Genomic DNA, 22,923 nt, shown 5'->3' with positions numbered 1-22,923 from the left:
GAGCACACACTTTTTTTCATGCTTTTTTTTTCATGAGCACAGCTCTTGTCCATACAGAGATTTACAAAACGCCAACAATGGATAAAATACCAGCATCTTATAAAACAATTGACGAGACAATGACAAATAATCCCCTCTGTGAATCTGCTTCATCCCTTCGCACACAGCAACGCAAAAACGGTTTATCGCGTCGTGATGCTCTTTTAACAGAAGAGCGTGCACTCTTTTCGCAGCGTGCTTGTTGCCACTTTATTGAATACCTTGAAAAGAAGGGAACCGATTTTTCACGCCTCATTTTAGCAGGCTATTGGCCCATTAAATCGGAAATTGACCCGCGTCCTTTACTGGATGCTGTAGCGTTACGCGGTGGGCATTTAGCCTTACCAGCAGTTCTTGATTCCACCACCATGATTTTCCGTGCCTTTTCGCCCAGCACAATTTTAGAGCCCATGCGTTTTGGCACCTTTGGTCCGGGTGCAGACAATGACGTTGTTGCCCCCAATAATATTATTGTTCCGCTTTCTGCGTTTGATCGTCAATGTCACCGTCTTGGCTATGGAGGAGGATACTATGACCGTGCTGTTGCAGCTCTTGAAAAACAAGGGCATCAAATGACATTATGGGGCATAGGATTTTCATGTCAGGAGGTTTCCTCTATTCCCGCAGCAGAACATGATCTACAGGTACAAGGAATTTTTACAGAAAAAGGTTTCTTAAAATGTTAAAATGTGATTAAAGCGCCTATGCGTTTTTTATTTTTAGGTGACATTGTTGGTAGCACAGGCTGTAAAGCTGTTTTTGAACACCTTCCTCAACTGATTGAGAAATGGCAGCTTGATTTTGTTGTGGTAAATGGTGAAAATGCCTCTGGTGGTTTTGGTCTCACACAAGAAACGTATCAAGATCTTTTGATAACCGGTGTTGATGTTGTCACCACAGGTAATCATGCTTTTTCTCACAAAGAAGCATTGCAGTATGCCCATGAGAGTGATCGTTTTTTACGCCCTGCCAATTTTTCGAAAGAAACTCCTGGAAAAGGTTCTGGTGTTTTTACGGCAAAAAATGGCGCCCGTGTTCTTGTCGCCAATCTGTTGGGCAACGTTTTTATGCCGTGTAAAGTAGAAGATCCATTTGAAACAGCGGAAAATATTCTGCTTGCCTGTTCGTTGATGGAGCAAGCCGATACGATTATTTTTGACTTTCACGCAGAAACGACAAGCGAGAAGCAATGTTTTGGCCATTTTCTTGATGGTCGTGTAAGTGTTATCGTTGGCACACATACGCATATTCCCACGGCTGACGCGCAGATCTTAGAAGGTGGGAGCGCCTATTTAACAGATGCAGGCATGTGTGGAGATTATAACTCCTCTCTTGGAATGGATAAAGAAGAACCCTTACACCGTTTTCTTTATAAGACGAAGCAAGATCGTTTTGAACCGGCATGTGGTCCCGCCACCCTTTGTGGTTTAGCGGTTGAGATTTCAGATCGCACAGGTTTAGCAGAAAAGGTCTCGGCGGTACGGATTGGTCCTCATTTAAAGCCTGAAGTTCCGGATTTTTGGTAGCTTCTTTTAAGCCACCCCTTTGATAGTTTCTTTCCAAGATTTCCTTTTGAGAACTCTATTTGGCAAGACGACTTTTCCAGCCCTTCCCAAATCCTAAAAACACCCCACCCTCCAATTTGCCTAATACAGCAACTTTTCTAGCACAAATAAGTCACTCTTTAAAAAAAATAAAGGATAAAGGATAAAATTTTTCGTGATTTTTAAAACGATGAGAAGGAGGTTTTATTTGGACATTTCTGCGGGGGGGGGGGAGGAGAAATGTTAACCCCCTTCTCTAGAAAAAGCTTTATATAATAATTTATTATTTAGCAAGAGCCTCTTTAATCTTTTTTTTGATTCTAACGAAAATTTAATCTTAAAATTGCTTTTTGCTTTTGAGGTTTGAGCTCTCTAAAACTTTTCAAAAGGATGTGCTCCTCTTTGCTTGCGATCCCTTCATCACAGCAATACAAGACGTTTTCTTTTGTCGAGAGATCCGTATAGAAAAAAGAAATGGGAACATTGAGAATATCAGCAATTTCTTGTAAACGCCCAGCTCCTATACGATTAGAGCCTTTTTCATATTTTTGGATTTGTTGAAAAGTCACACCTAACTGGCTGCCTAATTTCTTTTGCGACATTCCCAGCATTGTTCTTTTAAAGCGAATTTTTCTGCCTATCGAAATATCGTTAAAGTGTGGATTTTTAGCTTTCACTTCAAGCTCCCCTGCCGGTTGCGAGCGCCTCTTATGCGTATTCCGGGAGTCAAAAACACTGAGTTCAGTCAGCTTTTTTGCTTTTAGTGCTAGAGAGCACCTGGACATAGCAAAAACTCCCGGAATCTCGCGATACTTATAAAGCAGGCTAATGTTTCATCTTGGATTTTCAGGCTTTGGGTTCCACCATTCAACCACACTATACGACGAGAACCTTGGTGCTTGTTCATAAAATAATTTCTGGAGACCAGCAATAAAAATTAAAACAGTGTTTTTATCTCATGAGACAATCAAACACAAAATTGCTTTCTGTTTTTGAGGTTTGAGCTCTCTAAAACTTTTCAAAAGGATGTGCTCTTCTTTACTTGCGATCCCTTCATCACAGCAATACAAGGCATTTTCTTTTGTCGAGAGATCGGAGTAGAAAAAAGAAATGGGAACATTGAGAATATCAGCAATTTCTTGTAAACGCCCAGCTCCTATACGATTAGAGCCTTTTTCATATTTTTGGATTTGTTGAAAAGTCACACCTAACTGGCTGCCTAATTTCTTTTGCGACATTCCGATCATTGTTCTTTTAAAGCGAATTTTTCTGCCTATCGAAATGTCGTTAAAGTGTGGATTTTTAGCTTTCACTTCAAGCTCCCCTGCCGGTTGCGAGCGCCCTCGCATTGGTATTCCGGGAGTTGAAAGAGCTGAAACTTGACTCAGCCTTTTGCTTTTAGTGCTAGAGAGCACCTGGACATAACAAAAGCTCCCGGAAATCCGGGATATCCATAAAGCTGGATAAATACGTGTCTCAAGTTTAGGGTCTTTCATTCCCTGTTGATCGCTGCGTAGACGACCAAAACATTCTCTTACCAATAAAGTAATTTCATGAAATTAGCAATAAAATTTAAAAACAGTCTCTATTTGTTTGTTTTATGAGCCCCACCCGCCTCTCAAACTTTTATGCCCGCTCGTAAAAACTCCAAAACCATGAAATAAAACCCACGTTTATTGAGAGGACTAATAACCCTTTATTTTTGAGATCAAGCCTCCCAAAAGCACACCTAACAACATATCACCCCCTCCCAAAGCCATTTTTGAGAGACATCTTACAGATTTACACTGTGATACGTTGGATTTTTGCGCCACAACGAGCCAATTTTTCTTCTAATCTCTCAAATCCACGATCAAGATGATAAACACGATTGACGATTGTTTCCCCCTTTGCTGCCAATGCTGCAATCACAAGAGAAACAACAAGCACGCAAATCCGTCGCCATGATGAGGCCCCCCTTGCAAATTCTCTGTTCCATGAGATAGTTGCCCTCTCGCCCATCAAGCTTTATTTGCGCCCTCAAGCGATTGAGTTCTTGAACATGCATAAAACGATTTTCGAAAACCGTCTCTGTAATATGCGCGCTTCCCTCAACCCCGTGTCATGAAAGCATGCCGCCCACACAACAGCCACCCCCCAAGCAACCTCTCAAAGCCATTCTTTGGAGCATATCTTTGAAAGCTTTACACTGTGATACGTTGGATTTTTGCGCCACAACGAGCCAATTTTTCTTCTAATCTCTCAAATCCACGATCAAGATGATAAACACGATTGACGATTGTTTCTCCCTTTGCTGCCAATGCTGCAATCACAAGAGAAACAGAAGCACGCAAATCCGTCGCCATGACAGGAGCCCCTTGCAAATTCTCTGTTCCATAGACAGTTGCCGTCTGCCCATCAAGCTTTATCTGTGCCCCTAAGCGATTGAGTTCTTGAACATGCATAAAACGATTTTCGAAAACCGTCTCTGTAATATGCGCGATTCCTTCAGCCCGTGTCATGAGCGCCATGAATTGCGCTTGGAGATCAGTTGGAAAAGCAGGATAAGGTCCTGTTTTAATATCAACGGGCATAATTTTGGTGTTCTTTGGATTTCGCTTAATATGAATTCCTTGAGGTTCTATTTGAATCTCGAGTCCTGTTTTTTGGAGCACCTTAAGCACTTTTGTGAGATGATTAGGATTTGCATTTTTAAGAAAGACATCTCCTCCCGTCATAGCAACAGCCATTGCATATGTTCCCGCTTCGATTCGATCAGCAATAACGCGTACTCTAGCACCGTTGAGTTTTTTAACCCCTTCAATTGTAAGCGTTGTTGTTCCTTCACCGGTTATTTGAGCCCCCATAGCATTCAGGGTTCGAATAAGATTTGTCACTTCTGGCTCACAAGCCGCATTCTCAAGAGTGGTTGTTCCCTTTGCCATTGTCGCCGCCATCAGCAGCACATGGGTTCCACCAACAGTGACTTTAGGGAAACGATAGTGAGCACCTTTTAACCCCTTTAGCGCTTTTGCATGAACATATCCATTTTCGATAGTAATCTGTGCGCCTAAAGTTTTAAGTCCCTCAAGGATAAAATCGACAGGTCTTGTTCCAATAGCGCATCCTCCAGGAAGCGAAACATAAGCCTCTGCGCATCGTGCAAGCAGAGGTCCGATAACCCAAAAGCTTGCACGCATTTTTTTCACCAGTTCGTATGGTGCCCGTGTTGTAGCTATTTTTTGCGCCGTAAAATGAATTGTTCTTGAATTCACACATTCATCGTTAAACTCTTGTCCATCAACGGCATATCCAACACCATGATTATTGAGAATACGAATAAGCAATTCAACATCGGCCAGATGCGGAATATTTTCTAAAGTGAGCGTTTCTTCTGTAAGCAGCGCCGCAATCATAAGAGGCAATGCAGCATTTTTTGCCCCAGAAATAGGAATTGTTCCTTGAAGTTTTTCTCCCCCAACAATTTGAATAGAATCCATCGTGTTTTCCCTCTTTTCCTTTGTGCCTGCCCTTCCAAAGGATTATCCCCCTTCGGGAAGTTATGCTTTATTAATCGTTTTAGAACGCATTCTAACTATGAGAACAAATTATTGAGAAGTTTGGTTGCAAAAATTTACTAAAAAACATTTTTTTGCATTTTAGAGCTTTTTGCATTTTAGAGTTCTGGTTGTGCTCTTTTTCGGCTTTGCTCTTTTCGACGTTTCAGGTTTTGACGCAATTGTTGTGCCAATCTTTCTTGACGTCGTTTTGCTTTTTCATCTTGATGATTAATTTCATTTTGTTTTTGTTTTTGATGCATTTGTGTCATTGCGCAACCTTTTAAACAGTGTTGAGCTTCTATCCAAGCAACTCATAACCTTAAATATTTAAGCATATAAGAAACATATGTCATGACATAAGATACGTTTTCTTGCAAGAATATACAAATGTTCTCTTGCCTATTTTCTGACAATATGGCACAAGACAGCGCAAAGATTGAAAAGGGCTGCGGTAGCTCAGTGGTAGAGCACTCCCTTGGTAAGGGAGAGGTCGAGAGTTCAATCCTCTCTCGCAGCACCATTTTATTCTTCTTTTGCCTCTCTCTTCTTGCCCTTATAAGTCTTCCCTATAAGCCTAAATCTTTTCCCCCAACCTTCATCGGCTTCATCAAATCCTCCATCCTTTAAACCATGCGCTTCAATAGCCTCAAAATCAGTAGCCTCAAAATCAATGGCTTCAAAATCAAGAGCCTCAATGCCACGCTTAATCTCTAAAATGCTTTGCGAACGGCTTTTGAAATTGACCGCCCCCCAAAGAATATCCCCCCACCCCTTGCCTCCCCTCTCTTTCCTTGCCCCTCCCCTTTTCTTGCCTCTCCCTCTCTTTCATTTCTGTAAGATTGTCCCCCTTTACTCCTTCTCTTTGCCAAGCCTCACTATTGCAACAACTCTTAGCACTTGAGACGGTATAGGCATTTTTATTTTTTCAATATTTTATTTCTTGAATATTTTTCCCCACAAGCTCACCCTGTTTGTAATATGCAAATAAACGATTTTACTTGATTCAATATAAGAGCGTCTGAATAAGAAGGGTTGAAATAAGAACATCTCACACTATTTCGGGCTCTCATTGAAATTCAAATTAAATCTCAATAATGAATTATTATAAACTCATTGTTTAAACATATCCCATTGATACCTTTATCCGCCCCAAAATGAATAATCTTATCTTTCTAGCCTCTCTATCCACCTCAAGCAACACAAGCATTCCCTCTAAAAATTAGAATAAGCTTCATCGATCCTATTCGTCATTTACAACAGATCTAACAGAGCCATTTCCAGAACCTCCTCTCAACTCAACGCCTTTCCCATTCTCCCCACCCCTTACCAAAAGCAAAAAACAAACAGTGATAAAATCCCCCTCAATAAAGCTTTCACTAAGCACCCCACGCTCCCATATGGCAAACATCCCATATGGCAAACATCTCATATAACAGACATCTCATATGACAGGCATCCCCATATACTAGACATCCCATATGGCAGAAAATTGAGAGCCTGCCTTTTCAAAGAAGATCCCTCATTACCAATTTTATACACTATGGTTTTCCACGTGCTCTAAGCCTCCCTCTTTCAACACGCATCTTTTTTATACGAATACTTTGATTGATACGGATAGCGTTATTCGTCTTGCATAAGAGCCCCAAGAGCGAAAAGCTCTCTCCCTCTGTTCTATTGAAATCAATCACCCCTCTTCGCTTACAGTTCACAAGCAGAAAGATCCGTATGGCGAGAAACTTTCCAAGAAAAGCATATCTCTTCGTAAGAAGCCTCCCAGTAAACGAGATTATGAATCGTCTCAAGAGCTACAGCCCATGCCGCAATTTTGGCAACGGGCCCCAAATAGTACCAACTTACTTTTTCATAAAGTAAGATAGGGTGCGCAATGTTTATAATCTACAGGGTTTTATAACCTCTGGGGTTTATAATCTACGGGGCTTGACCGTTATACCCCTCACGATATTATTCACAAGCGCCAGTATGAAATTTATGAACGCCGGCATAAAATGGCTGTGAAATGAGCTTAGAGCGAGATATCTTTATTAAAACAAGTGCGTGAATGTACAACAACAAGTATATTTCATTTGGAGTATTTTGGATATTGCCTACTCTCCCCACCCTAGGACAACTATTTTGGCTACAGATCCCCTTATATTTTCTGCATATTTTCTGCTGTCATACCTCCTCCAATAAGCTAAAACCCCACATATGCGGGGTTTTAGCCAGTACCACACCTTTATTTAGACACATTATGATCATTATAACCATTTTTATTAAATACGTTTTTACGTATATTTTCAACACAAAAATAACACATATTGATTTATTTAACAGAAATGACTTATAAAAGCTCATCAGAAACAAACGACAATAAATACCCTCTGTTTAAACACTTTATTTTCTTCGCTATAGCAATAAGCACTGTTTTATTCACGCATCATACAACGAGTGGATGTACAACAGATGGTCTTTTTGTTGGAAGTACTTCTCCGATCAATTGTATTTCCAAAGAATATATAAGACAGAAAATAAAAAAGAAGCTATTAGAAAAAGAACGCGAAAGAGAATGGTTAGAGCTTGAACAATTTTCTGTTAGCGCTTGTCCAGGTGGAAAATTTCCTGTTTATTATGGCGTTTCTATTATCGATTGTGTTTCAGAGGAAGAACTAAAACAAAATCGTCTTAATCAAAATCGTTTTAATAATGAAATTAATATAATGAACTTATTCCTGCAATGGTTTATCGTAGCATTCGTAATAACAACGATAATGTCTGTTCCCATAAGTTTACTTTGGCGTTTTAGATTTAAGGTTCCTGCCTGTTTATTTACAATAATGACAACCTTGGCTATTATTGCCGTCCCTTTTACATTTGATTTATCGTCTCTCTTTTAATCTATTTTTGTAAAAAATATTTCTAAAATATTAAAAACACCCTGCATTTTTAAGCGTTTTGAACTGTATCTCCTCTCATTTAGAGACAATAGCCCCAAGTACAGCCATGCCACTCAATACAATTTTCACCATATTTATAACATAAAAATAACACATGTTGATACATTCAAAAGAGATCAATTAAACGATCTTATAAAATAAGAGCAATACACAAAGTGGCTGTATTTAATGATAGTAAATGAAGACGATTATTATGGAATTCTTGGTGTAAGCTACGCATGCAACGATAAACAGATAAAATCTGCTTTTCGTAAATTAGCTCTGCAATACCACCCTGATCATAATTCTAGTACCGAAGCAGAACAAAAATTCAGAAAAATTTGTGAAGCCTATGAAGTTCTTAAAGATCCTCAAAAGAGAGCTGCTTACAATCAGTTCTATCATAAAACTTTTAAAGATAATGACAAGGCTTCTGAAATTAGTAGAAAGCAAGAGAACAGACGACAAGATAATACCGAGCATGTAATTGGTAGTATCATGAATGTAATTTTCATTATTTGTGGAATAATACCTATAATGTGTTATATAATTTCGTTTTTTACGTGGAATATACCACTAGGAATAATAAGTATAGGGTTATTAATTTTCATCAGTATAAAAGGATATTTGGTAAATATTGGTGCATTTATCTTCGGGATCATACTAATATCATTTATCAAAGTTATATGGAGCAGTATCTATTGATCAGTGCTTTTGAAGAGCTTTAAGATCAGCCCCACAGTGAATTCACAAGGTGTGGTCATTTTTGATTTTCTATAACAAAGTAGTGTAGAAAAACATAAAGATTATAATGTCTCTATCCGTTCTTTTCTTATTCTCCCCTTTCCTCCACCCCTCTATTTTTTCCACAACCCGCCCCCCAATCTTTCCCCCAATAAGCCCACTTGACTCCACACAGACTTTTTCTCATGCCCCTACATCCTTTTCCCATATCGGCTAAAAAACGCCCCTCAAACGACTCTTTCTTAATGAACAAAAGTACCACAAGGACCATTTCCTCTCCAATGAAAAAGCACTTGTCCGGCAACTTCGCCATCATGGGGGACTTTCATCGCGCCCCCAAACACGGCACAACACAAAAGCGGCCAGAAGCTCCCCGTTGTCCCAATACGTCTAAACAAGCTTTAACGACCTCCCCCGCCAAACACCTCCTTCCATTTTCCAGCATGCTTTACGTATCATTCCAAGCTCCCTACTTGCGTGCCGCAAAAACATAAAAACCGGCTCTTTTCCTCCTTGAACGTGCCTTTTTATAGGTTGGAACCTGTCTGTACTGCTGCTTCCCTCCCCCCTAAACCTCATTTTTGTTCTCCAGCATGCTTTCGTGTCACTCCAAGTCACAGGATAACGACCTGCCCCCTTCATCCCCACCATTTCCTCCTCATCCCGCTCCAACATTTCTCTTCCCAAAGCCGCGTATCTCCCCCTTTTCCATATCGGCTAAGAAAATCCCCCAAGCCCCCGCAAAGCTCTCTCCCCCCAAGAACGAAAGCATAACGTACACCATTGTCACCACAATGAAAAAGCAACTCAGCCCTTTCATTGCGGCTCCCCCCCCCAACACTCACCACAAAAGCACCCAAAATCACAGCCTCCATATCTCTGAACACTTAGCCTTACTCCCCATTCTCGCTTTCCCCTCCAGCATACGTCTTGCATGCGCTCCAAGCACCCTTTCCCCCCATTGCCCACCATGGCTTTCACATTCCTGTCCCCTAAAGTTCGCTATGCTCCCTGCTTCCCTGCGCCCCCTTATTTGGCACCCTCCTCCAACACAAAAACCAGCTCTTTTCCCTCTGCTCTTTCCTTTTTATAGAACTTTGCCTCTCCTCAACGCTACACAAGATCCCTTCCCACCCCGTCTCATTCTCGTTTTCCCCTCCAGCATACGCTTTGTCTTCATTCCAAGCACCCTTTCTTCCCCCTCCTTCAAAGCAATTTCTGTTCTTATATGAAAACCTGTCCCAACACTCTTAATTTGCTGTACCATCTTCTCCAAAGCCTCATTAAAACGGCTAATTTCATTTTCAAGCTTGCAAATATACGCTTCATCACGATAAGCCCGTTTAATCAAAGGAGGCATATCCGGCCAATAGAGCATTAAATCCACCCATTCGCGTTGAGAAATCCATAACCCTCCTTGACATTGTGCTTTATGTTCTGCTGGAAAGCCCTTTTGCATGAAATGAGGAATTAAAATTTCAGGTTTTTTTGTTTTAATTTCCAACAATCCATTTTTTCCAACAAAAGCATCGGGAGAAAATCCTTGTCCGCGATCATCAGCCAAAACAAAGCCAATACATTCAGGTTCTGTATGTGTCAGTTTCCCATAAAGCTGTCGCGCGCTTGGTTCTAATTCAGTCCCACGTCGCATAGAAAGTGTTGCCCCTTCATCAACGGTTTTTCCGGTAATTCTTTCTCCCGCCAATTTCATCATCACACTCTGATAGCGTGACGTTTTTTGCCCTTGTTTTTTTTGCGCCATAACCATCTCAAACAAAGAAGCCGTAATCAAACCATTACGCACTTTCTGCCATTCCTCTGTTCCTTGAATACAATCGATAATGATTGGCATAGTATTTCTCCCCTTCTTTAAGGTGCTTTTTTTGCAACATATTCTCTTTGAAACATTCATATCTTTTAAGATGCATTCCCCACTAAGAATGACAGCATCCTTAAATATTGTGCTGCTGAAATCACAAAAGCTTTTGGAAACGCCCCCTCAACATCCCCCTCCCCACAAGTTTCTCATCCCCTCCTTTTCCATATCAGCTAAGCCCCTCCCAAGCGGCGCACCCCCTAGACGAAAGCATAACGCGTGATATTTTCTCCCCGATAAAAAAACCTCTCGCCCATCATTGCCCCCCTAAGGCTCAATACAAAAACGGTCAGAACCGCGCCCCCATAGCTTCTTCCTCTTCTTCCCTCTCAAACACCTTCCCTCATTTCCCAACATGCTTTCACATTCATATCCAAGCTCTTTGCACTCCCTGCGCTCCAAGCCCTCTACTTTCCCCCCTCCTCCAACACTCTACTCCTTCCCCCTACACGGAACTTTTTTTAAAGATTGACATCTCCTCAACGCTATACGGCTGCCCCTTTTCCACACCTCATATCTCCCCTCCAGCATATGCCTTGCATACGCTTCAAGCTCTCCTCCCCCCACTCGTCCTCCCTCTTAACCAGCCAACCACCAACATTTTCCCCAACAAGCTTCCCCCCAACATCCCTCCTCCCCACAAGTTTCTCATCCCCTCCTTTTCCATATCAGCTAAGCCCCCCAAGTCGTCCCCCCCCCCAAGAACGAAAGCATAACGCACACCATTGTCACCGCAATGAAAAAGCACATGGGCCCATCATTGCGGCGCTCTCCCCCAGCACTCAACACAAAAACCCCCAGAAGACCCCCATTGTCCCAATATGTCTAAACAAGCTTTAACGACCTCCCCCGTCAAACACCTCCTTCCATTTTCCAGCATGCTTTACGTATCATTCCAAGCTCCCTACTTGCGTGCCGCAAAAACACAAAAACCGGCTCTTTCCCCTTGAACGTGCCTTTTTATAGGTTGGAACCTGTCTGTACTGCTGCTTCTCTTCCCCCTAAGCCTTCATTTTTGTTCTCCAGCATGCTTTCATATCACTCCAACCCCACTGGATAACCCGCTGCCCCTTCATTGCCTTATCCCCCAATGAACCAGCCGGCAACTTCCCCCCCCACACAAGCGTCCGCAATTCCCCATATATAGGGCTCTTTTCTTCATGCCCCCCCTTTCCATATCGGCTAAGAAAATCCCCGCAAAGCTCTCCCCCAAGCGGCTCCCCTAAGCTCCCCCCCCCAAGAACGAAAGCATAACGCACACCATTGTCACCGCAATGAAAAAGCACTTGGGCCCATCATTGCGGCTTCTTTTTTCAACCCTGCTACTGCACGACGGAAAAATCATGGCGGCAATATTCTTCCTCCAATTTTTTTGCCATAGACTGAGCCACCTCTTGCGATATAAAAAGTATAGCGTTGTGTTTTTGTGGTTCGAGTCTGATTAAATTTCGCGTGTTGCCAGCATAATAAAGTGGAAACCCTTGATACGAAGTCTTGAGATAACTTGGCATGTTTACCACCAATAATCTGTCAAGACATCACATGGGCGTAAACGATGCTGTTTTTCATAAGAGCCATAGAGATTATCTTCATAATCGCAAGCCGCTCTTTCATTTAAACAAGCATGATAAGCTTCACTATTCAAAATGAAGGGCTGCAATTGTGTATTTTCTTCATTCATTTCATGATTTTCGACATAAAAATCAGCGATTTGTTCCGTAACATCTTCAGCATGAGAAGTTGTCAGATCGAGTCGTAAAACTCTATAAACAGTTTCACATTCTTCAATCAGTTCGAGCACTTCTTCGATTTCGTCGATTGGTCCTTCATAAGTACAAGGATTTTCCTCTTCGCATAAAACGACAATGATTTCATCCTCTTTAACGAATGAAATATTTTTCATGATTTCCCCCTTTAGATAGTTGATAAAGCATAGCCTTGTCTTGACAAGACTAAATATAGCGTTAGTCTTATATCCTCTATAGGAGAGATGTCAACCATTTTATCCTTCATAAAAGATATATTTTAAATATCTACGGGGTTCAAATGACATATGTAAAGAAAAATCTATTATTCTTTGTTCCTCTCATGCCCCTTTGTTGTTCTCTATTTGTTCTTACAAAATTGCAATTATAAACACACAGGAGAGATAAAATGAGTGACATAATATTAATAAAACACTGGAGTCGCCTTGACTCAAAAGCACAGAAGGAAGTTATTTTGAAGCTTCGCCAATTGGTCGCCGCAAAAGAGTCAAAATCGCCTGTCTCTCTTGCGGAGAGAGTTTCGAAATAAGCTCTATAAATTCTTTATCTTCAGGGCTAGCCCCTTTCCCGTAAAGAATATAATTCATACTGATATTAATTTCGTGACAAATTCGCGAGAGAGATTCGATTGTTGGTTCTTTTCCTTCAGAAAGAATAGAATGAAGGTACCCCGCGCCTTTACCGGCAGCGAGGGAGATAGATCTTTTTGACCGCCCACTTTTTTCCAAAGCGATTCTTAATCTTTGACGCCAACCATCGATATTCATAATTTCACCATATAGCGCGTCTTTTTAAAAAAACACGTCCTTTTTATAAAACGGGCTTGCATTATCCTCTAAAAAGGATAAAATTAAGGAAACAAATTTTACTTTTTAGGGGGAATTTTTTTTATTTTTAGATCATAAAAACACTTTAACCACCCTACCGGATATAAAAGACCACCTCCAAAGCTTCTGCCCAAAAGCAAGTACGTTGAGAATGTGTGGTATTCTTTATTTTTTCCATCACCGCAATCTTAAACCGTAAGTTTGCATGCGCTTCAAGCACAGCCAATCATTTATAAGCATCGTAAAGAAGCCTCTAGTCATCATCGAACAGAGCCAAAAACAACACAAGTTAAATCCTTATTTGAGCTTTTATCATCAATAAAAATGTATAAAAAAGAAGAAAGTAGATTGCAGTATGAAATACGCTAATCAACAAGAAACTCCTCATTATGAATCGTCTAGGCTTCCATATGTTTGTTGGTATCAAAATGACTTTCTAGGAGGTGTACGTGGGATGCGCGCACACGAAATTGGAATCTATACGATTCTTCTCAATGAAATGTATGCCCGTGGCCGACCTTTAGAAATATCGAAAGAACGTTTAGCGCGTCTTTGTGGTTGTGACAAGCGAACTTTTGTTAATGTTTTAGAGATGCTCATCCAAGAGGGTAAGATTTTAAATTTAGCCAATGGATTATGGAACAAGCGTTGCGAAAATGTTTTTCAAGAGCGTGAAAAATTGCTTGAACAAAAATCCTTTGCGGGTCGTTCTTCGGCAAAAAAACGCAAGAAAATCAATGCAGAGATGCAACAACTGCTTAACGAAAGTCCAAAAGATGTTGCACAAAACTCAAAAGCTCAAAAGGCAGAAGAAAAGGAAACACCTTACGGTGTTTTAGAAAAGAAAATTTTGTTTGATGAGACAGAACCTTGTTTTTCCTGCGAAGAGAACTTTGAACAAAGCGATCATCCATCACCCTTATCGGCTCTTGATTCACCTCTCCCTTTGCCTGCCCAAGCAGAAGCGGAGCAAAAAAACGCCTCCCCTTTAAACGCTCCCCAAGCCGAGTTCACTCCCGCCCCTATCGCGCAAATTGTCACGGGGGAAAAAACAAAATCTGCCACCACTCTTCCTCCCAGCAATCTTCCTACCTCCGTCCCTCCTTCTTCCAACAAAAAAACCACAACCTCAGTTACCAAAGGGCATCGTCTTCCTGAGCATTGGCAAGCAGACATCAAGGCGGCAGTTTCAGAAGGTTTGAGTGAAAGCCAAGCCCATTGGCAAGAAAAGAAGTTTCGCGACTATTGGCAAGCCAAAGGCGGCAAAGAAGCTCTCAAAGTAGACTGGCAAGCCACATGGCGCAACTGGTTTCGCCGTGAGATCGAACGGCAAGAACAGCAAAAACAAAGGAGCTCCTCATCTTTTACCTCTGAGAACAATGACACGCTTTACCGCAGTTTGATCAACTATAACGACAATTTTTGACATCACACAAACAACGTATTTTTCAAGCAAGCGCGGGGACAAAAATGCTTCAAAACCACAACAGCATCGGACAAAACAAAAGGCGGCAAAACAACATTTGGATAGGCGATTCACACAGCAAAACGCGTCAACATCGACCATTTTGCTCTCATCACAAAAGCGTTTTCCCCACGCAAAAGACCCCCACAGGCACCCCAACATACACACCCCAACATGCACCCCAATACACCAGGACTCCAGCATGCACCACCCCCTCAGGCATATCCACCCCGCCCTTCTTTCACCCCCTTCCTCCTTTCCACCTTCCTCCTTTTCCCAAGGCGCCACTTCCCATGCTCTTGGCAAACAAACATCAACAGAGCAGCTTCAAAAAACTTCAATGAAAAGCAAACTCTTTGGTAACAAAACACCCCTCCACACAGGCACCCCAACTCATGCCCCAACACCCCCCCAACAGGACACTCCAACATGCACCACACCCTCACAGGCATCCGCCCCACCTTCTTGCATCCTTCCTCCTTTCCGCGTTCCTCCTTTTCTCAAGGCGCCACTTCCCATGCTCTTGGCAAACAAACATCAACAGAGCAGCTTCAAAAAACTTCAATGAAAAGCAAACTCTTTGGTAACAAAACACCCCTCCACACAGGCACCCCAACTCATGCCCCAACACCCCCCCAACAGGACACTCCAACATGCACCACACCCTCACAGGCATCCGCCCCACCTTCTTGCATCCTTCCTCCTTTCCGCGTTCCTCCTTTTCTCAAGGCGCCACTTCCCATGCTCTTGGCAAACAAACATCAACACAGCCATTTCAAAAAGGTTTGAGTGAGAGTCAAGCCCATTGGCAAGCCAAGAAGTTTCGCAACTATTGGCAAGAAAAGAGCGGCAAAGAAGCTCTCAAAGTAAACTGGCAAGCCCCATAGCACCACGAGACTTTACGATCAGATCAAACGGTGAGAACAGCAAAAACAGAGTCCTCACTTCTCACATCTTGAGAAAAACGAAAATAATATCACGAATGACCATGAGCACAATTTTTGAAATCAAACAAAAACTTATCTCACAAGCAGATAGAATAGCAGAAATGCTTCTTCCCCAAGGGCACAAACGAGGTAACAATTGGATTGTAGGCAACACACGTGGTGAAGCTGGTCAAAGTTTATCGATTTGCTTGAGTGGTAGTAAAGCAGGACTTTGGTATGATTTTGCAGAAAGCACAGGAGGAGATCTTTTAGACCTTTGGTGTGAAGTCAAAGGCATTAGCCTTTCTCAAGCCTTAGAAGAAGCACGCGCGACTCTCAATCTGACACGCCCCAAACCCTTTATGGCGCCCCATCGTTCCTATCGCCGTCCACCGGTTCCTACAGGGCAGAGCCCGCAGAATCTTGTAAAAACCTATCTCCACGAAGAACGCCGCATTCCTCTAGAAATTATAAAGCGTTACCGCATAGGAGAAAATGGCAAAAAAATCATTTTCCCCTTTTATAAACCCGACGGCACCCTTGCTTTAGTCAAAGAACGGCTTGCGCAAACGGGAGCAAAAACCAAACCAACAGCCTCCCAATGTGAACCGATTTTATTTGGTTGGCAAGCCCTTTACCCCACAAACCACGCCTCCACGCAGGCGCCCCAGCAGGCACCCCAAAACACCGCCTCAACCAACCCCGCCTCTACACAGGCATCCCCGCACACCCCCCAGCAGGCACCCACGCACGCACCTCAGCAGGCATCCCAACACACACCTCAGCAGGTACCCTCAACCAACCCCGCCTCCACACAAGCGCCCCAAAACACTGCCTCAACTAACCTCACCTCCACGCAGGCGCCCCAGCAGGCACCCCAACACACACCTCAGCAGGTACCCTCAACCAACCACGCCTCCACACAAGCGCCCCAAAACACTGCCTCCACACAGGCGCCCCAAAACACCGCCTCAACTAACCTCACCTCCACACAGGCATCCCCGCACACACCCCAGCAGGCACCCACGCACGCACCTCAGCAAGCATTCCAACACACACCTCAGCAGGTACCCTCAACCAACCACGCCCCACACGTGCCCCAAAACACCGCCTCAACCAACCACGCCTCCACACAGGCGCCCCAGCAGGCACCCCAACACACACCTCAGCAGGTACCCTCAACCAACCACGCCTCCACACAGGCGCCATTTCCCATTCTTTCTTCAACAAACCGTACCATTGTTATCACTGAAGGAGAAATTGATGCGCTATCCTTAGCCGCCTATGGATATCCGGCGGTTTCTGTTCCCTTTGGAGGAGGCAGTGGAGGAAAACACAACTGGATTGAAAATGAATTTGATCATTTAGAATCTTTTGAAACGATTTTTTTAGCCACCGATATGGATCCGCCCGGAGAAGAAGCAGCCCGTGAGATTGCCAGCAGGCTTGGACGCCACCGTTGCTACCGTGTCCGTTTACCTCGCAAAGATGCCAATGACTGTTTAACCGCAGGGATCGATAAAGCCACCATAAAAGCCGCCTTTTCCTCAGCACAAAGCTTTGCCCCAGAAGGTTTACGGCGCGCCTCAGACTATAAAGATCAAGTGATTGGGCTTTTTTGGCCAGAGCCTGAAAAACATCTTGGTTATACGGTTCCCTATCCTAAACTGAAGGACAAATTGCATTTCCGCCCAGCAGAATTAACGCTCTGGAGCGGTGCGAGTGGTGCAGGTAAAAGCCAATTATTATCAGACTGTATTCCCCATTGGATTGCACAAAAGAGTCGCCTTTGCTTAGCGTCTCTAGAAATGAAAGGAGAACAATCGCTTCGCCGTTTAACCAAACAAACGGGCGGCTTAGAACAGCCTACAAAAGAAACGATTGAACGGATTCTTCATTTTTTAGACGATGGGCTTATTCTTTATGAACATGTTGGCAAATCAAGCGTTGACACCTTGCTTGAAGTCTTTGACTATTGTCGTGCGCGCTATGGCTGCGATCAATTTATCATCGACAGTTTGATGCGGCTTGGCATTGCCTCTGATGATTATGCAAGACAAGAACAAGCCGTTTATAAAATGGTTGATTGGGCTGTTTTAAACAATGTGCACATCCACCTTGTCGCCCATGCCCGCAAAGGTGGTCTGGATAAAGATATCCCCAGCACAGAAGACATTAAAGGCGCCTCAGAAATTGGCGCCAATGCCTTTAACATCATCACCATTTGGCGCAATCGGTCGTTGGAAGATAAAATCTTTGCCGCCTCTCTAGCACAAGAAAAAGCAGATTTAGCAAAACGCCCAGGCGTTATTATGAATATTGCCAAACAACGTTCTGGTGATTTTGAAGGCAAAATAGGGCTTTGGTTTGATCCCCAAACCTACCGCTATCGCTGTTCTTTTGAACAATCATTCCCTCGACGTTATCTGTAATACCCCATAAACCCCACTCTCTTTAAAAACGCCTCCGCTTTCAAACGCGCACGCCTTGCTCCCACAGAAACAACAGGAAGGATCAATCCACAAATGATGAAAAACACCCAATCCTTCGCGAACCAAAGCCTGCTCAACCCTAGATTCTCTGCTCCCAAACGCAAACAAAAAAAGATCGCTCCAACAACGGCGCAAAACACCACCCCCTTCAATAACCACAAACAACGCGTCACCACCCCATCTCGCCGCCCCCTCATATGCAAAATTAAGAACCACTCCAACAGTGCAGCAAACACGATCCCTATCAAGGACAGAAGTCCCCATGGTATGTCCATACTCTCCATCCCCTCAAGAGCTAAAAAAAGGACGACTCCTAAAATGCAATAAAACAGCACTTCCTTCAAAAAGAGGGAAACACCAAAAATACAATAAAACGCCGCTCGCCACCACGGAATATCGAAGCGCTTGGAAAGCTTATAAGTACCAATAACGACAACAATAAAAAGGTAGGAAAACACCAACAACAGCAAAAAAAACAAATCGTTCGACATCACATACCCCTCACAGAAAGAACATCAAAGACCATGCCCGTGGGAAAGAAAAATGCTCATTCTTTTTAAGCACCATCCCAACAGTACACGCACACACCGTACCCCCTCCAAAACAAAAAAAGGAACGAATCCAACACTGCTCACAAACACCCCATTGTTCAAGAACCAATGCGTGCTCCAGCCCATATGCTTTACTCCCACATGTGCCAACCCAACGACAGTGCCAATAATACAAGAAAACACCACCCACTTGAAGCACCACACCCCACGCGATATCCATTTACCCCGCACCCTCATAAGCAAAACCAAGGACAGCGCCAGCAATGCAACAAACACCGCTCCTATCACTAAAAATTCCCATGATATATCAAAACGCTTCGCTCCCTTATAAGCAAAGCCAAGAACCACTACAGCAATGGTGCAAAACACCACCCCCTTCAAAAACACGCCCCACGATACAGTTCTACTGTTTGCTCCCACAACAATAAAACAAAGGACAGCTCCAGCAATACAAGAAAGCTCCACCCCCTGCCAAAACACCTCCCACGTAATAGCCGGTCGCCCCGCATCTTCATAAGCAAAACCAAGGACCATGCCAACAACGCAGCAAAACGCCAGCCCCTTTAAAAATATGTCCCGCGCAACCACCATACGCCCCGCTCCTTCATAAGCAAAAATCAGAGACCATGCCAAAAATGCAGCAAAAGATCAATCCTTTTCAAAGAATGAAAGCCTAAACCCAAGACGCCTTGCCCCTCTATAAATAAGAGCAAGGACAAAGCCCAAAAGGACATAAAACACCCACTTGTTTGAAAACCACACCTGAGCCAAACTCAAATGCTCAGCTTGCTTATAAATAAAATCAGAGACAGCAGCCAAAATGAAGCTCAACAACACCATCTTGAGGAACAAACCCTTCGTTACACCACGCCGCTGCATTACTTCATAACCCAACATAAGGAAAATACCGGGAATGCCATAAAACGCCATAGCTCGTAAAAATACGCCCCACGTCATCCCAAGAGCCTTCATTTCCACATAAACAGCCACAGAGACATAGGCTACAATACAGCTAAACACCAATCCCTTCAAAGACAAAAGCCCGCGCAACATCATGCCATTCCCCCATCAAGTCATTCAAGGAAAATCCACCATGCGACAAAACACCCCTCTTTTCAAGAACCAAATCCATGGGGCTCCCACACACAAGCGCAACAGTCCAAGTCACCCCAAGAGCGCATACCCACACGGCACACTCCAACACATGTCTTCCTCTCATCCCCCTCTTTTGCCTAGAGCAAGCAACATTTTTTTAAAAACGAGAAGCAAAATTAAAATTTTTAAGGAGATGCTATGACCCATAAGCAGAAAAAAAATATGCAAACCTGCCCGCTTGATCATCAAAATCAAGAAAAGCACATTGGTCATTTAAAGACGCAAGAAATCCCTGTTGAAACGCGTAATCCTTATTTTAAACCCAATCATCGAGAAAGTTCCAGCAACCCGCGCACCATCAATGCCATTGCCAATGCACAAAGCCATCCCATTGCACTTTTATATGCGAAAGGACATCTCAGCAAAGCCCAATATAAAGCGGCAGAACGTTTTTATTTTTACTGGCGTCAAAGCCAAGCCGATCTCCACATGAGCCTTGACTACACCCGTGAAAAGGTTTCCTGTAGCCAAGGGTACACACACCCTATTGAACGTCAAATAGAAGCCTCCAATCATTTAAGAACAATCAAAGTTCAACTGGGGATTCTTGGCTATTCACTGCTTGAACGCGTTATCGGCCATGGACAAGCGATAAAAGAATTAAGTTCTTCAAAACGCAAACAAAACTCTCTTGCCGATCATTTACGAGATTGTTTAGACTTGCTCGCATTTCATTGGGGATATGCAAACCATAAACATTTTGAATAATCCCCCTCCTCGCCATTTTAAGCGGCCTCCCATGTTGCCCCCGCCCCCTCTAAAGAAACCTCCCCCACACGGGCTCAAGCATCCAGCAGCTCTCGCCTCCATTTTCATTACCTTGCCCCCACCCAAAAGGACAATACTTCACCCCCCCACACATACTTAAGATACACCCCACACTCTTAAAAACAAAAAGCCTTCTCCCATATCAGTCCTATAATCATGAGGGGCTCTTAATTCGTTTTTGATTGAAGAATATTATCAAGATGCTTGCATGTATCATAATATTTTTAAATATAGTTTAATTAATATCGAGTCTTAAAACAAATATTCAATTGAAAAAAGTATTAAGTTTTAATGCAAAATGACAAAATTTTTTGTAAAAAGTATTTTTTATATTGCTATTTTTTCAATTCTCTGCTAATTATAATATGGTAGGTTCTTTAAGTATGATTTTTTTGTATTTAGTACGGCCTTTTAAATTTATTCTTTTTTGACACGTCCTGCGAGTCAATGTTAAAATTCTCCTGCTTTTTGGTCCTCTAATTGCGACGGAGGACTTTTTTTTTATAACTGTACTTTTTTATGACTGTATTGTCTTAAATCACTTCCTTATGAGCTTTGTTATATTCCTCCATAAGGTCTACCCGCAAAATAGATCATTCTTTTGTCAAATTGACTTGCGTTTCATTCTCAAAGAACAAAGATTCTTAACTCAATCTGATTTACAAACAGCTTGGATACACTTCCCTCTTGGCTTCCATTCACTCTTGGCTTCCATTCAGGTTTTTCAGCTAAACTCAAGGCGCAACAGAAGCTTGCTCTGTCTCAAAAATTCACCACGCCCTTAAAAAAACACTTAAAACATATCCAAGGAAGCTTGCTTCATATCACCAAACCTCAAATGACCGTGTTTTACGACATAACAGAATGACTTAACTATTGGATAACTTTCTTTATCGCCCCCCAACAGGTTGATGTATCACGACAACATATTGATTTATAATCATCATATCCCGTTATCCATATAAAATTAAGAGACGCAGATATCATAGGGATTCTCTCATTTTAAATTTATTTCATGTTGCATCAATCAACACCTTGTCTTTTCCACATTACAAACATGAGAGACATATGAAATAACGCACTTCAAAGATTTCAAAGATAAAGAATCAAAATGCCTCTTATGAACACGCTCAAGAGCCAAAGGCTGTCATCATATGAGGCGCGAATAGTATGATAATGTGCTGGCTTTTCCTTATGAGAATTTAAAGAAAGGCTTATCCACTTCACAAGAGATTTCTCCATTATCAGATTTACCAATATCTCCAATCACCAATATAATTGTGATGATAAGATCACATAATGTTTTTAAACAAGTAGGTAAATGTGCAACACAAATATATTCTATTTAGAACATTCTGTTTTATGTGAGTCGCGTAAACTCCCATTAAAAAACAAAATCCCCCATTAAAAACAAAATCCCTATGAGAAAAAATCTAAAGCGTGAAGATAAAAACATGAGACAAGTGTGATTCCATTCAGATATTGCTCTTTAACCGTCAAACCGAATAAAAATAGATCCGGCCAAATAAAAATAGATCCAGAAAGTATGTTAATCTTCCTACCTTAAGAGATAAACTAAGAATATAGACAACATCTCTCCTAACATTCCCCTTTTTCTAGCATCGCTTAAGAATCAAAAGTTATACAGCTTATTTTGTCATATTATAAAGCACTGTTTTTTAAGGCGGTATTGAAGCAGTTAAAACAATTGAAGTGTTTAGCCAACGCCATCGCCATTAGCAAAGCTAAAAAAACAAACTGTTGAAAAGCCGTGCATATCTTGTGTAAACACAAAAAAAACAAGAAAAAGGCACAAAAATATCTCAATTTTTATAAAAATACATCAGCGTCTTTTACGATTGTATTGACGAACAACCCTTATCACATAATCATCTTAAATATTGAGAATAAAGAATGAATAGCCCTCGCAAATACAGCAACCTATCAATAAAAATATAAAAACAAATCTTTTTGTTATCTCTGTTTCTTATGGAATATGCCTTTCCCTATGGATGCACTTTAGCCTCCAAAGAGTGCATTCAATCCATGGAAAGGATGCACTCCGCGCCTTCAATAGAGTGCATCCTTCCCCTCAACGGAAACTGCCGAACCCTCATAAGGCAGTATCCAATCTATAAGAGGATGCACTCCAGCCTTCAAAAAGAGTGCATCCTTCCCCTCAACGGAAACTGCCAAACCCTCATAAGGCAGTATCCAATCCATAAGAGGATGCACTCCAGCCTTCAAAAAGAGTGCATCCTTCCCCTCAACGGAAACTGCCAAACCCTCATAAGGCAG

General features: G+C 42.3%; 27 protein-coding genes, 1 tRNA gene and 2 pseudogenes. 9 read left to right on the top strand and 21 right to left on the bottom strand.

The window, feature by feature from the left end:
* Nucleotides 1–119: 119 nt before the first annotated feature.
* The gene (locus ACFINR_RS06965) at nt 120–725 is read left to right on the top strand and encodes a 5-formyltetrahydrofolate cyclo-ligase (RefSeq protein WP_375653665.1); all 606 of its coding nucleotides are present in this window, start codon (nt 120–122) and stop codon (nt 723–725) included.
* An 18-nt stretch (nt 726–743) separates the two neighbouring features.
* Nucleotides 744–1,565: a TIGR00282 family metallophosphoesterase gene (locus ACFINR_RS06960; protein ID WP_375613599.1), complete on the top strand. Its 822-nt coding sequence runs from the start codon at nt 744–746 to the stop codon at nt 1,563–1,565.
* Between the two features lie 338 nt (nt 1,566–1,903).
* Here ACFINR_RS06960 and ACFINR_RS06955 read toward each other — a convergent pair whose 3' ends face one another.
* From ACFINR_RS06955 to ACFINR_RS06935, 5 genes and pseudogenes are all read right to left on the bottom strand, one after another.
* On the bottom strand, nt 1,904–2,368 hold the full coding sequence (locus tag ACFINR_RS06955; RefSeq protein WP_375653638.1) for a helix-turn-helix domain-containing protein: 465 nt from the start codon (nt 2,366–2,368) through the stop codon (nt 1,904–1,906).
* 171 nt (nt 2,369–2,539) lie between these two features.
* Nucleotides 2,540–3,124, bottom strand: a complete 585-nt coding sequence (locus ACFINR_RS06950; RefSeq protein WP_375613601.1) for a helix-turn-helix domain-containing protein — start codon at nt 3,122–3,124, stop codon at nt 2,540–2,542.
* A 241-nt stretch (nt 3,125–3,365) separates the two neighbouring features.
* A pseudogene (locus ACFINR_RS06945) lies at nt 3,366–3,694 on the bottom strand (UDP-N-acetylglucosamine 1-carboxyvinyltransferase); the annotation flags it as partial.
* Nucleotides 3,695–3,766: 72 nt separating this feature from the next.
* Complete coding sequence (murA, locus tag ACFINR_RS06940; RefSeq protein WP_375613603.1) at nt 3,767–5,062, bottom strand: UDP-N-acetylglucosamine 1-carboxyvinyltransferase; 1,296 nt, start codon at nt 5,060–5,062, stop codon at nt 3,767–3,769.
* A gap of 176 nt (nt 5,063–5,238) precedes the next feature.
* Complete coding sequence (locus tag ACFINR_RS06935; protein WP_375607050.1) at nt 5,239–5,391, bottom strand: hypothetical protein; 153 nt, start codon at nt 5,389–5,391, stop codon at nt 5,239–5,241.
* A gap of 176 nt (nt 5,392–5,567) precedes the next feature.
* Here ACFINR_RS06935 and ACFINR_RS06930 point away from each other — a divergent pair.
* Nucleotides 5,568–5,642 (top strand) — tRNA-Thr (locus tag ACFINR_RS06930).
* 720 nt (nt 5,643–6,362) lie between these two features.
* On the opposite strand, the gene ACFINR_RS06925 is transcribed toward ACFINR_RS06930, so the two are convergent.
* Both ACFINR_RS06925 and ACFINR_RS06920 read right to left on the bottom strand, forming a co-directional pair.
* A complete protein-coding gene (locus tag ACFINR_RS06925; RefSeq protein WP_375653634.1) occupies nt 6,363–6,551 on the bottom strand; it encodes a hypothetical protein in 189 nt (62 codons plus the stop codon).
* A 269-nt stretch (nt 6,552–6,820) separates the two neighbouring features.
* On the bottom strand, nt 6,821–6,964 hold the full coding sequence (locus tag ACFINR_RS06920; protein WP_375653631.1) for a hypothetical protein: 144 nt from the start codon (nt 6,962–6,964) through the stop codon (nt 6,821–6,823).
* Nucleotides 6,965–7,458: 494 nt separating this feature from the next.
* Between ACFINR_RS06920 and ACFINR_RS06915 the strand changes: the two genes are divergently transcribed.
* Nucleotides 7,459–8,016 carry a hypothetical protein gene (locus ACFINR_RS06915; RefSeq protein ID WP_375631876.1) on the top strand — a complete coding sequence of 186 codons (558 nt, stop codon included), beginning with the start codon at nt 7,459–7,461 and terminating at the stop codon, nt 8,014–8,016.
* Nucleotides 8,017–8,244: 228 nt separating this feature from the next.
* Nucleotides 8,245–8,484, top strand: a pseudogene (locus ACFINR_RS06910) (DnaJ domain-containing protein); the annotation flags it as partial.
* Between the two features lie 557 nt (nt 8,485–9,041).
* Here the strand turns inward: ACFINR_RS06910 and ACFINR_RS06905 are convergent.
* The 8 genes from ACFINR_RS06905 to ACFINR_RS06870 form a co-directional block, all read right to left on the bottom strand.
* A complete protein-coding gene (locus ACFINR_RS06905) occupies nt 9,042–9,197 on the bottom strand; it encodes a hypothetical protein (RefSeq protein ID WP_375640867.1) in 156 nt (51 codons plus the stop codon).
* A 240-nt stretch (nt 9,198–9,437) separates the two neighbouring features.
* Complete coding sequence (locus ACFINR_RS06900; RefSeq protein ID WP_375653628.1) at nt 9,438–9,686, bottom strand: hypothetical protein; 249 nt, start codon at nt 9,684–9,686, stop codon at nt 9,438–9,440.
* A 200-nt stretch (nt 9,687–9,886) separates the two neighbouring features.
* Nucleotides 9,887–10,651 (bottom strand): lambda exonuclease family protein, encoded by a 765-nt coding sequence (locus ACFINR_RS06895; RefSeq protein ID WP_375653624.1) that lies wholly within the window; start codon nt 10,649–10,651, stop codon nt 9,887–9,889.
* Between the two features lie 571 nt (nt 10,652–11,222).
* The gene (locus ACFINR_RS06890) at nt 11,223–11,423 is read right to left on the bottom strand and encodes a hypothetical protein (protein WP_375653621.1); all 201 of its coding nucleotides are present in this window, start codon (nt 11,421–11,423) and stop codon (nt 11,223–11,225) included.
* Nucleotides 11,424–11,676: 253 nt separating this feature from the next.
* The gene (locus ACFINR_RS06885; RefSeq protein ID WP_375631884.1) at nt 11,677–11,961 is read right to left on the bottom strand and encodes a hypothetical protein; all 285 of its coding nucleotides are present in this window, start codon (nt 11,959–11,961) and stop codon (nt 11,677–11,679) included.
* 36 nt (nt 11,962–11,997) lie between these two features.
* The gene (locus ACFINR_RS06880) at nt 11,998–12,186 is read right to left on the bottom strand and encodes a hypothetical protein (protein WP_375631886.1); all 189 of its coding nucleotides are present in this window, start codon (nt 12,184–12,186) and stop codon (nt 11,998–12,000) included.
* Between the two features lie 2 nt (nt 12,187–12,188).
* Complete coding sequence (locus ACFINR_RS06875; protein ID WP_375631888.1) at nt 12,189–12,578, bottom strand: hypothetical protein; 390 nt, start codon at nt 12,576–12,578, stop codon at nt 12,189–12,191.
* 312 nt (nt 12,579–12,890) lie between these two features.
* The gene (locus ACFINR_RS06870) at nt 12,891–13,208 is read right to left on the bottom strand and encodes an XRE family transcriptional regulator (protein WP_375631890.1); all 318 of its coding nucleotides are present in this window, start codon (nt 13,206–13,208) and stop codon (nt 12,891–12,893) included.
* 415 nt (nt 13,209–13,623) lie between these two features.
* Between ACFINR_RS06870 and ACFINR_RS06865 the strand changes: the two genes are divergently transcribed.
* On the top strand, nt 13,624–14,694 hold the full coding sequence (locus tag ACFINR_RS06865) for a DUF1376 domain-containing protein (protein ID WP_375631892.1): 1,071 nt from the start codon (nt 13,624–13,626) through the stop codon (nt 14,692–14,694).
* Nucleotides 14,695–14,948: 254 nt separating this feature from the next.
* Here ACFINR_RS06865 and ACFINR_RS06860 read toward each other — a convergent pair whose 3' ends face one another.
* Nucleotides 14,949–15,185, bottom strand: coding sequence for a hypothetical protein (locus ACFINR_RS06860; RefSeq protein WP_375653617.1), 237 nt, complete (start codon nt 15,183–15,185; stop codon nt 14,949–14,951).
* Between the two features lie 201 nt (nt 15,186–15,386).
* Here ACFINR_RS06860 and ACFINR_RS06855 point away from each other — a divergent pair, with 201 nt between their 5' ends.
* Both ACFINR_RS06855 and ACFINR_RS06850 read left to right on the top strand, forming a co-directional pair.
* Complete coding sequence (locus ACFINR_RS06855; RefSeq protein WP_375653675.1) at nt 15,387–15,620, top strand: hypothetical protein; 234 nt, start codon at nt 15,387–15,389, stop codon at nt 15,618–15,620.
* A 101-nt stretch (nt 15,621–15,721) separates the two neighbouring features.
* Nucleotides 15,722–18,091: a toprim domain-containing protein gene (locus tag ACFINR_RS06850; protein WP_375653614.1), complete on the top strand. Its 2,370-nt coding sequence runs from the start codon at nt 15,722–15,724 to the stop codon at nt 18,089–18,091.
* Here the strand turns inward: ACFINR_RS06850 and ACFINR_RS06845 are convergent.
* From ACFINR_RS06845 to ACFINR_RS06830, 4 genes are read right to left on the bottom strand one after another with little or no spacing between them, the layout of a single operon-like run.
* The gene (locus ACFINR_RS06845; RefSeq protein ID WP_375653610.1) at nt 18,082–18,642 is read right to left on the bottom strand and encodes a hypothetical protein; all 561 of its coding nucleotides are present in this window, start codon (nt 18,640–18,642) and stop codon (nt 18,082–18,084) included. The genes ACFINR_RS06850 and ACFINR_RS06845 overlap by 10 nt on opposite strands.
* 24 nt (nt 18,643–18,666) lie before the next feature.
* Complete coding sequence (locus ACFINR_RS06840; protein WP_375653607.1) at nt 18,667–19,335, bottom strand: hypothetical protein; 669 nt, start codon at nt 19,333–19,335, stop codon at nt 18,667–18,669.
* Nucleotides 19,336–19,350: 15 nt separating this feature from the next.
* Nucleotides 19,351–19,680, bottom strand: coding sequence for a hypothetical protein (locus ACFINR_RS06835; protein ID WP_375653604.1), 330 nt, complete (start codon nt 19,678–19,680; stop codon nt 19,351–19,353).
* 34 nt (nt 19,681–19,714) lie between these two features.
* Nucleotides 19,715–19,891 carry a hypothetical protein gene (locus ACFINR_RS06830; RefSeq protein WP_375653601.1) on the bottom strand — a complete coding sequence of 59 codons (177 nt, stop codon included), beginning with the start codon at nt 19,889–19,891 and terminating at the stop codon, nt 19,715–19,717.
* A 104-nt stretch (nt 19,892–19,995) separates the two neighbouring features.
* Between ACFINR_RS06830 and ACFINR_RS06825 the strand changes: the two genes are divergently transcribed.
* Nucleotides 19,996–20,565, top strand: a complete 570-nt coding sequence (locus ACFINR_RS06825; protein ID WP_375621509.1) for a hypothetical protein — start codon at nt 19,996–19,998, stop codon at nt 20,563–20,565.
* 2,130 nt (nt 20,566–22,695) lie between these two features.
* Here ACFINR_RS06825 and ACFINR_RS06820 read toward each other — a convergent pair.
* A partial coding sequence (locus ACFINR_RS06820) for a hypothetical protein (protein WP_375653598.1) occupies nt 22,696–22,923 on the bottom strand: 228 nt, incomplete at its 5' end.

The organism is Bartonella sp. AP19HLJMH, assembly GCF_042196245.1.
GTDB lineage: Bacteria > Pseudomonadota > Alphaproteobacteria > Rhizobiales > Rhizobiaceae > Bartonella.
Note: the sequence above shows the minus strand (reverse complement) of the source record. Positions and strands in the feature narration are given on the sequence as shown.

What these genes read in the sequence shown, in the direction of transcription:
- ACFINR_RS06965 (WP_375653665.1), top strand. Translation starts at nt 120, where the DNA reads ATGACAAATAATCCCCTCTGTGAATCTGCTTCATCCCTTCGCACACAG.
- ACFINR_RS06960 (WP_375613599.1), top strand. Translation starts at nt 744, where the DNA reads ATGCGTTTTTTATTTTTAGGTGACATTGTTGGTAGCACAGGCTGTAAA.
- ACFINR_RS06955 (WP_375653638.1), bottom strand. Translation starts at nt 2,368, where the DNA reads ATGTCCAGGTGCTCTCTAGCACTAAAAGCAAAAAAGCTGACTGAACTC.
- murA (WP_375613603.1), bottom strand. Translation starts at nt 5,062, where the DNA reads ATGGATTCTATTCAAATTGTTGGGGGAGAAAAACTTCAAGGAACAATT.
- ACFINR_RS06935 (WP_375607050.1), bottom strand. Translation starts at nt 5,391, where the DNA reads ATGACACAAATGCATCAAAAACAAAAACAAAATGAAATTAATCATCAA.
- ACFINR_RS06925 (WP_375653634.1), bottom strand. Translation starts at nt 6,551, where the DNA reads ATGAGATGTTTGCCATATGGGATGTTTGCCATATGGGAGCGTGGGGTG.
- ACFINR_RS06915 (WP_375631876.1), top strand. Translation starts at nt 7,459, where the DNA reads ATGACTTATAAAAGCTCATCAGAAACAAACGACAATAAATACCCTCTG.
- ACFINR_RS06895 (WP_375653624.1), bottom strand. Translation starts at nt 10,651, where the DNA reads ATGCCAATCATTATCGATTGTATTCAAGGAACAGAGGAATGGCAGAAA.
- ACFINR_RS06880 (WP_375631886.1), bottom strand. Translation starts at nt 12,186, where the DNA reads ATGCCAAGTTATCTCAAGACTTCGTATCAAGGGTTTCCACTTTATTAT.
- ACFINR_RS06875 (WP_375631888.1), bottom strand. Translation starts at nt 12,578, where the DNA reads ATGAAAAATATTTCATTCGTTAAAGAGGATGAAATCATTGTCGTTTTA.
- ACFINR_RS06870 (WP_375631890.1), bottom strand. Translation starts at nt 13,208, where the DNA reads ATGAATATCGATGGTTGGCGTCAAAGATTAAGAATCGCTTTGGAAAAA.
- ACFINR_RS06865 (WP_375631892.1), top strand. Translation starts at nt 13,624, where the DNA reads ATGAAATACGCTAATCAACAAGAAACTCCTCATTATGAATCGTCTAGG.
- ACFINR_RS06860 (WP_375653617.1), bottom strand. Translation starts at nt 15,185, where the DNA reads ATGCCTGTGAGGGTGTGGTGCATGTTGGAGTGTCCTGTTGGGGGGGTG.
- ACFINR_RS06855 (WP_375653675.1), top strand. Translation starts at nt 15,387, where the DNA reads ATGCACCACACCCTCACAGGCATCCGCCCCACCTTCTTGCATCCTTCC.
- ACFINR_RS06850 (WP_375653614.1), top strand. Translation starts at nt 15,722, where the DNA reads ATGAGCACAATTTTTGAAATCAAACAAAAACTTATCTCACAAGCAGAT.
- ACFINR_RS06845 (WP_375653610.1), bottom strand. Translation starts at nt 18,642, where the DNA reads ATGTCGAACGATTTGTTTTTTTTGCTGTTGTTGGTGTTTTCCTACCTT.
- ACFINR_RS06825 (WP_375621509.1), top strand. Translation starts at nt 19,996, where the DNA reads ATGACCCATAAGCAGAAAAAAAATATGCAAACCTGCCCGCTTGATCAT.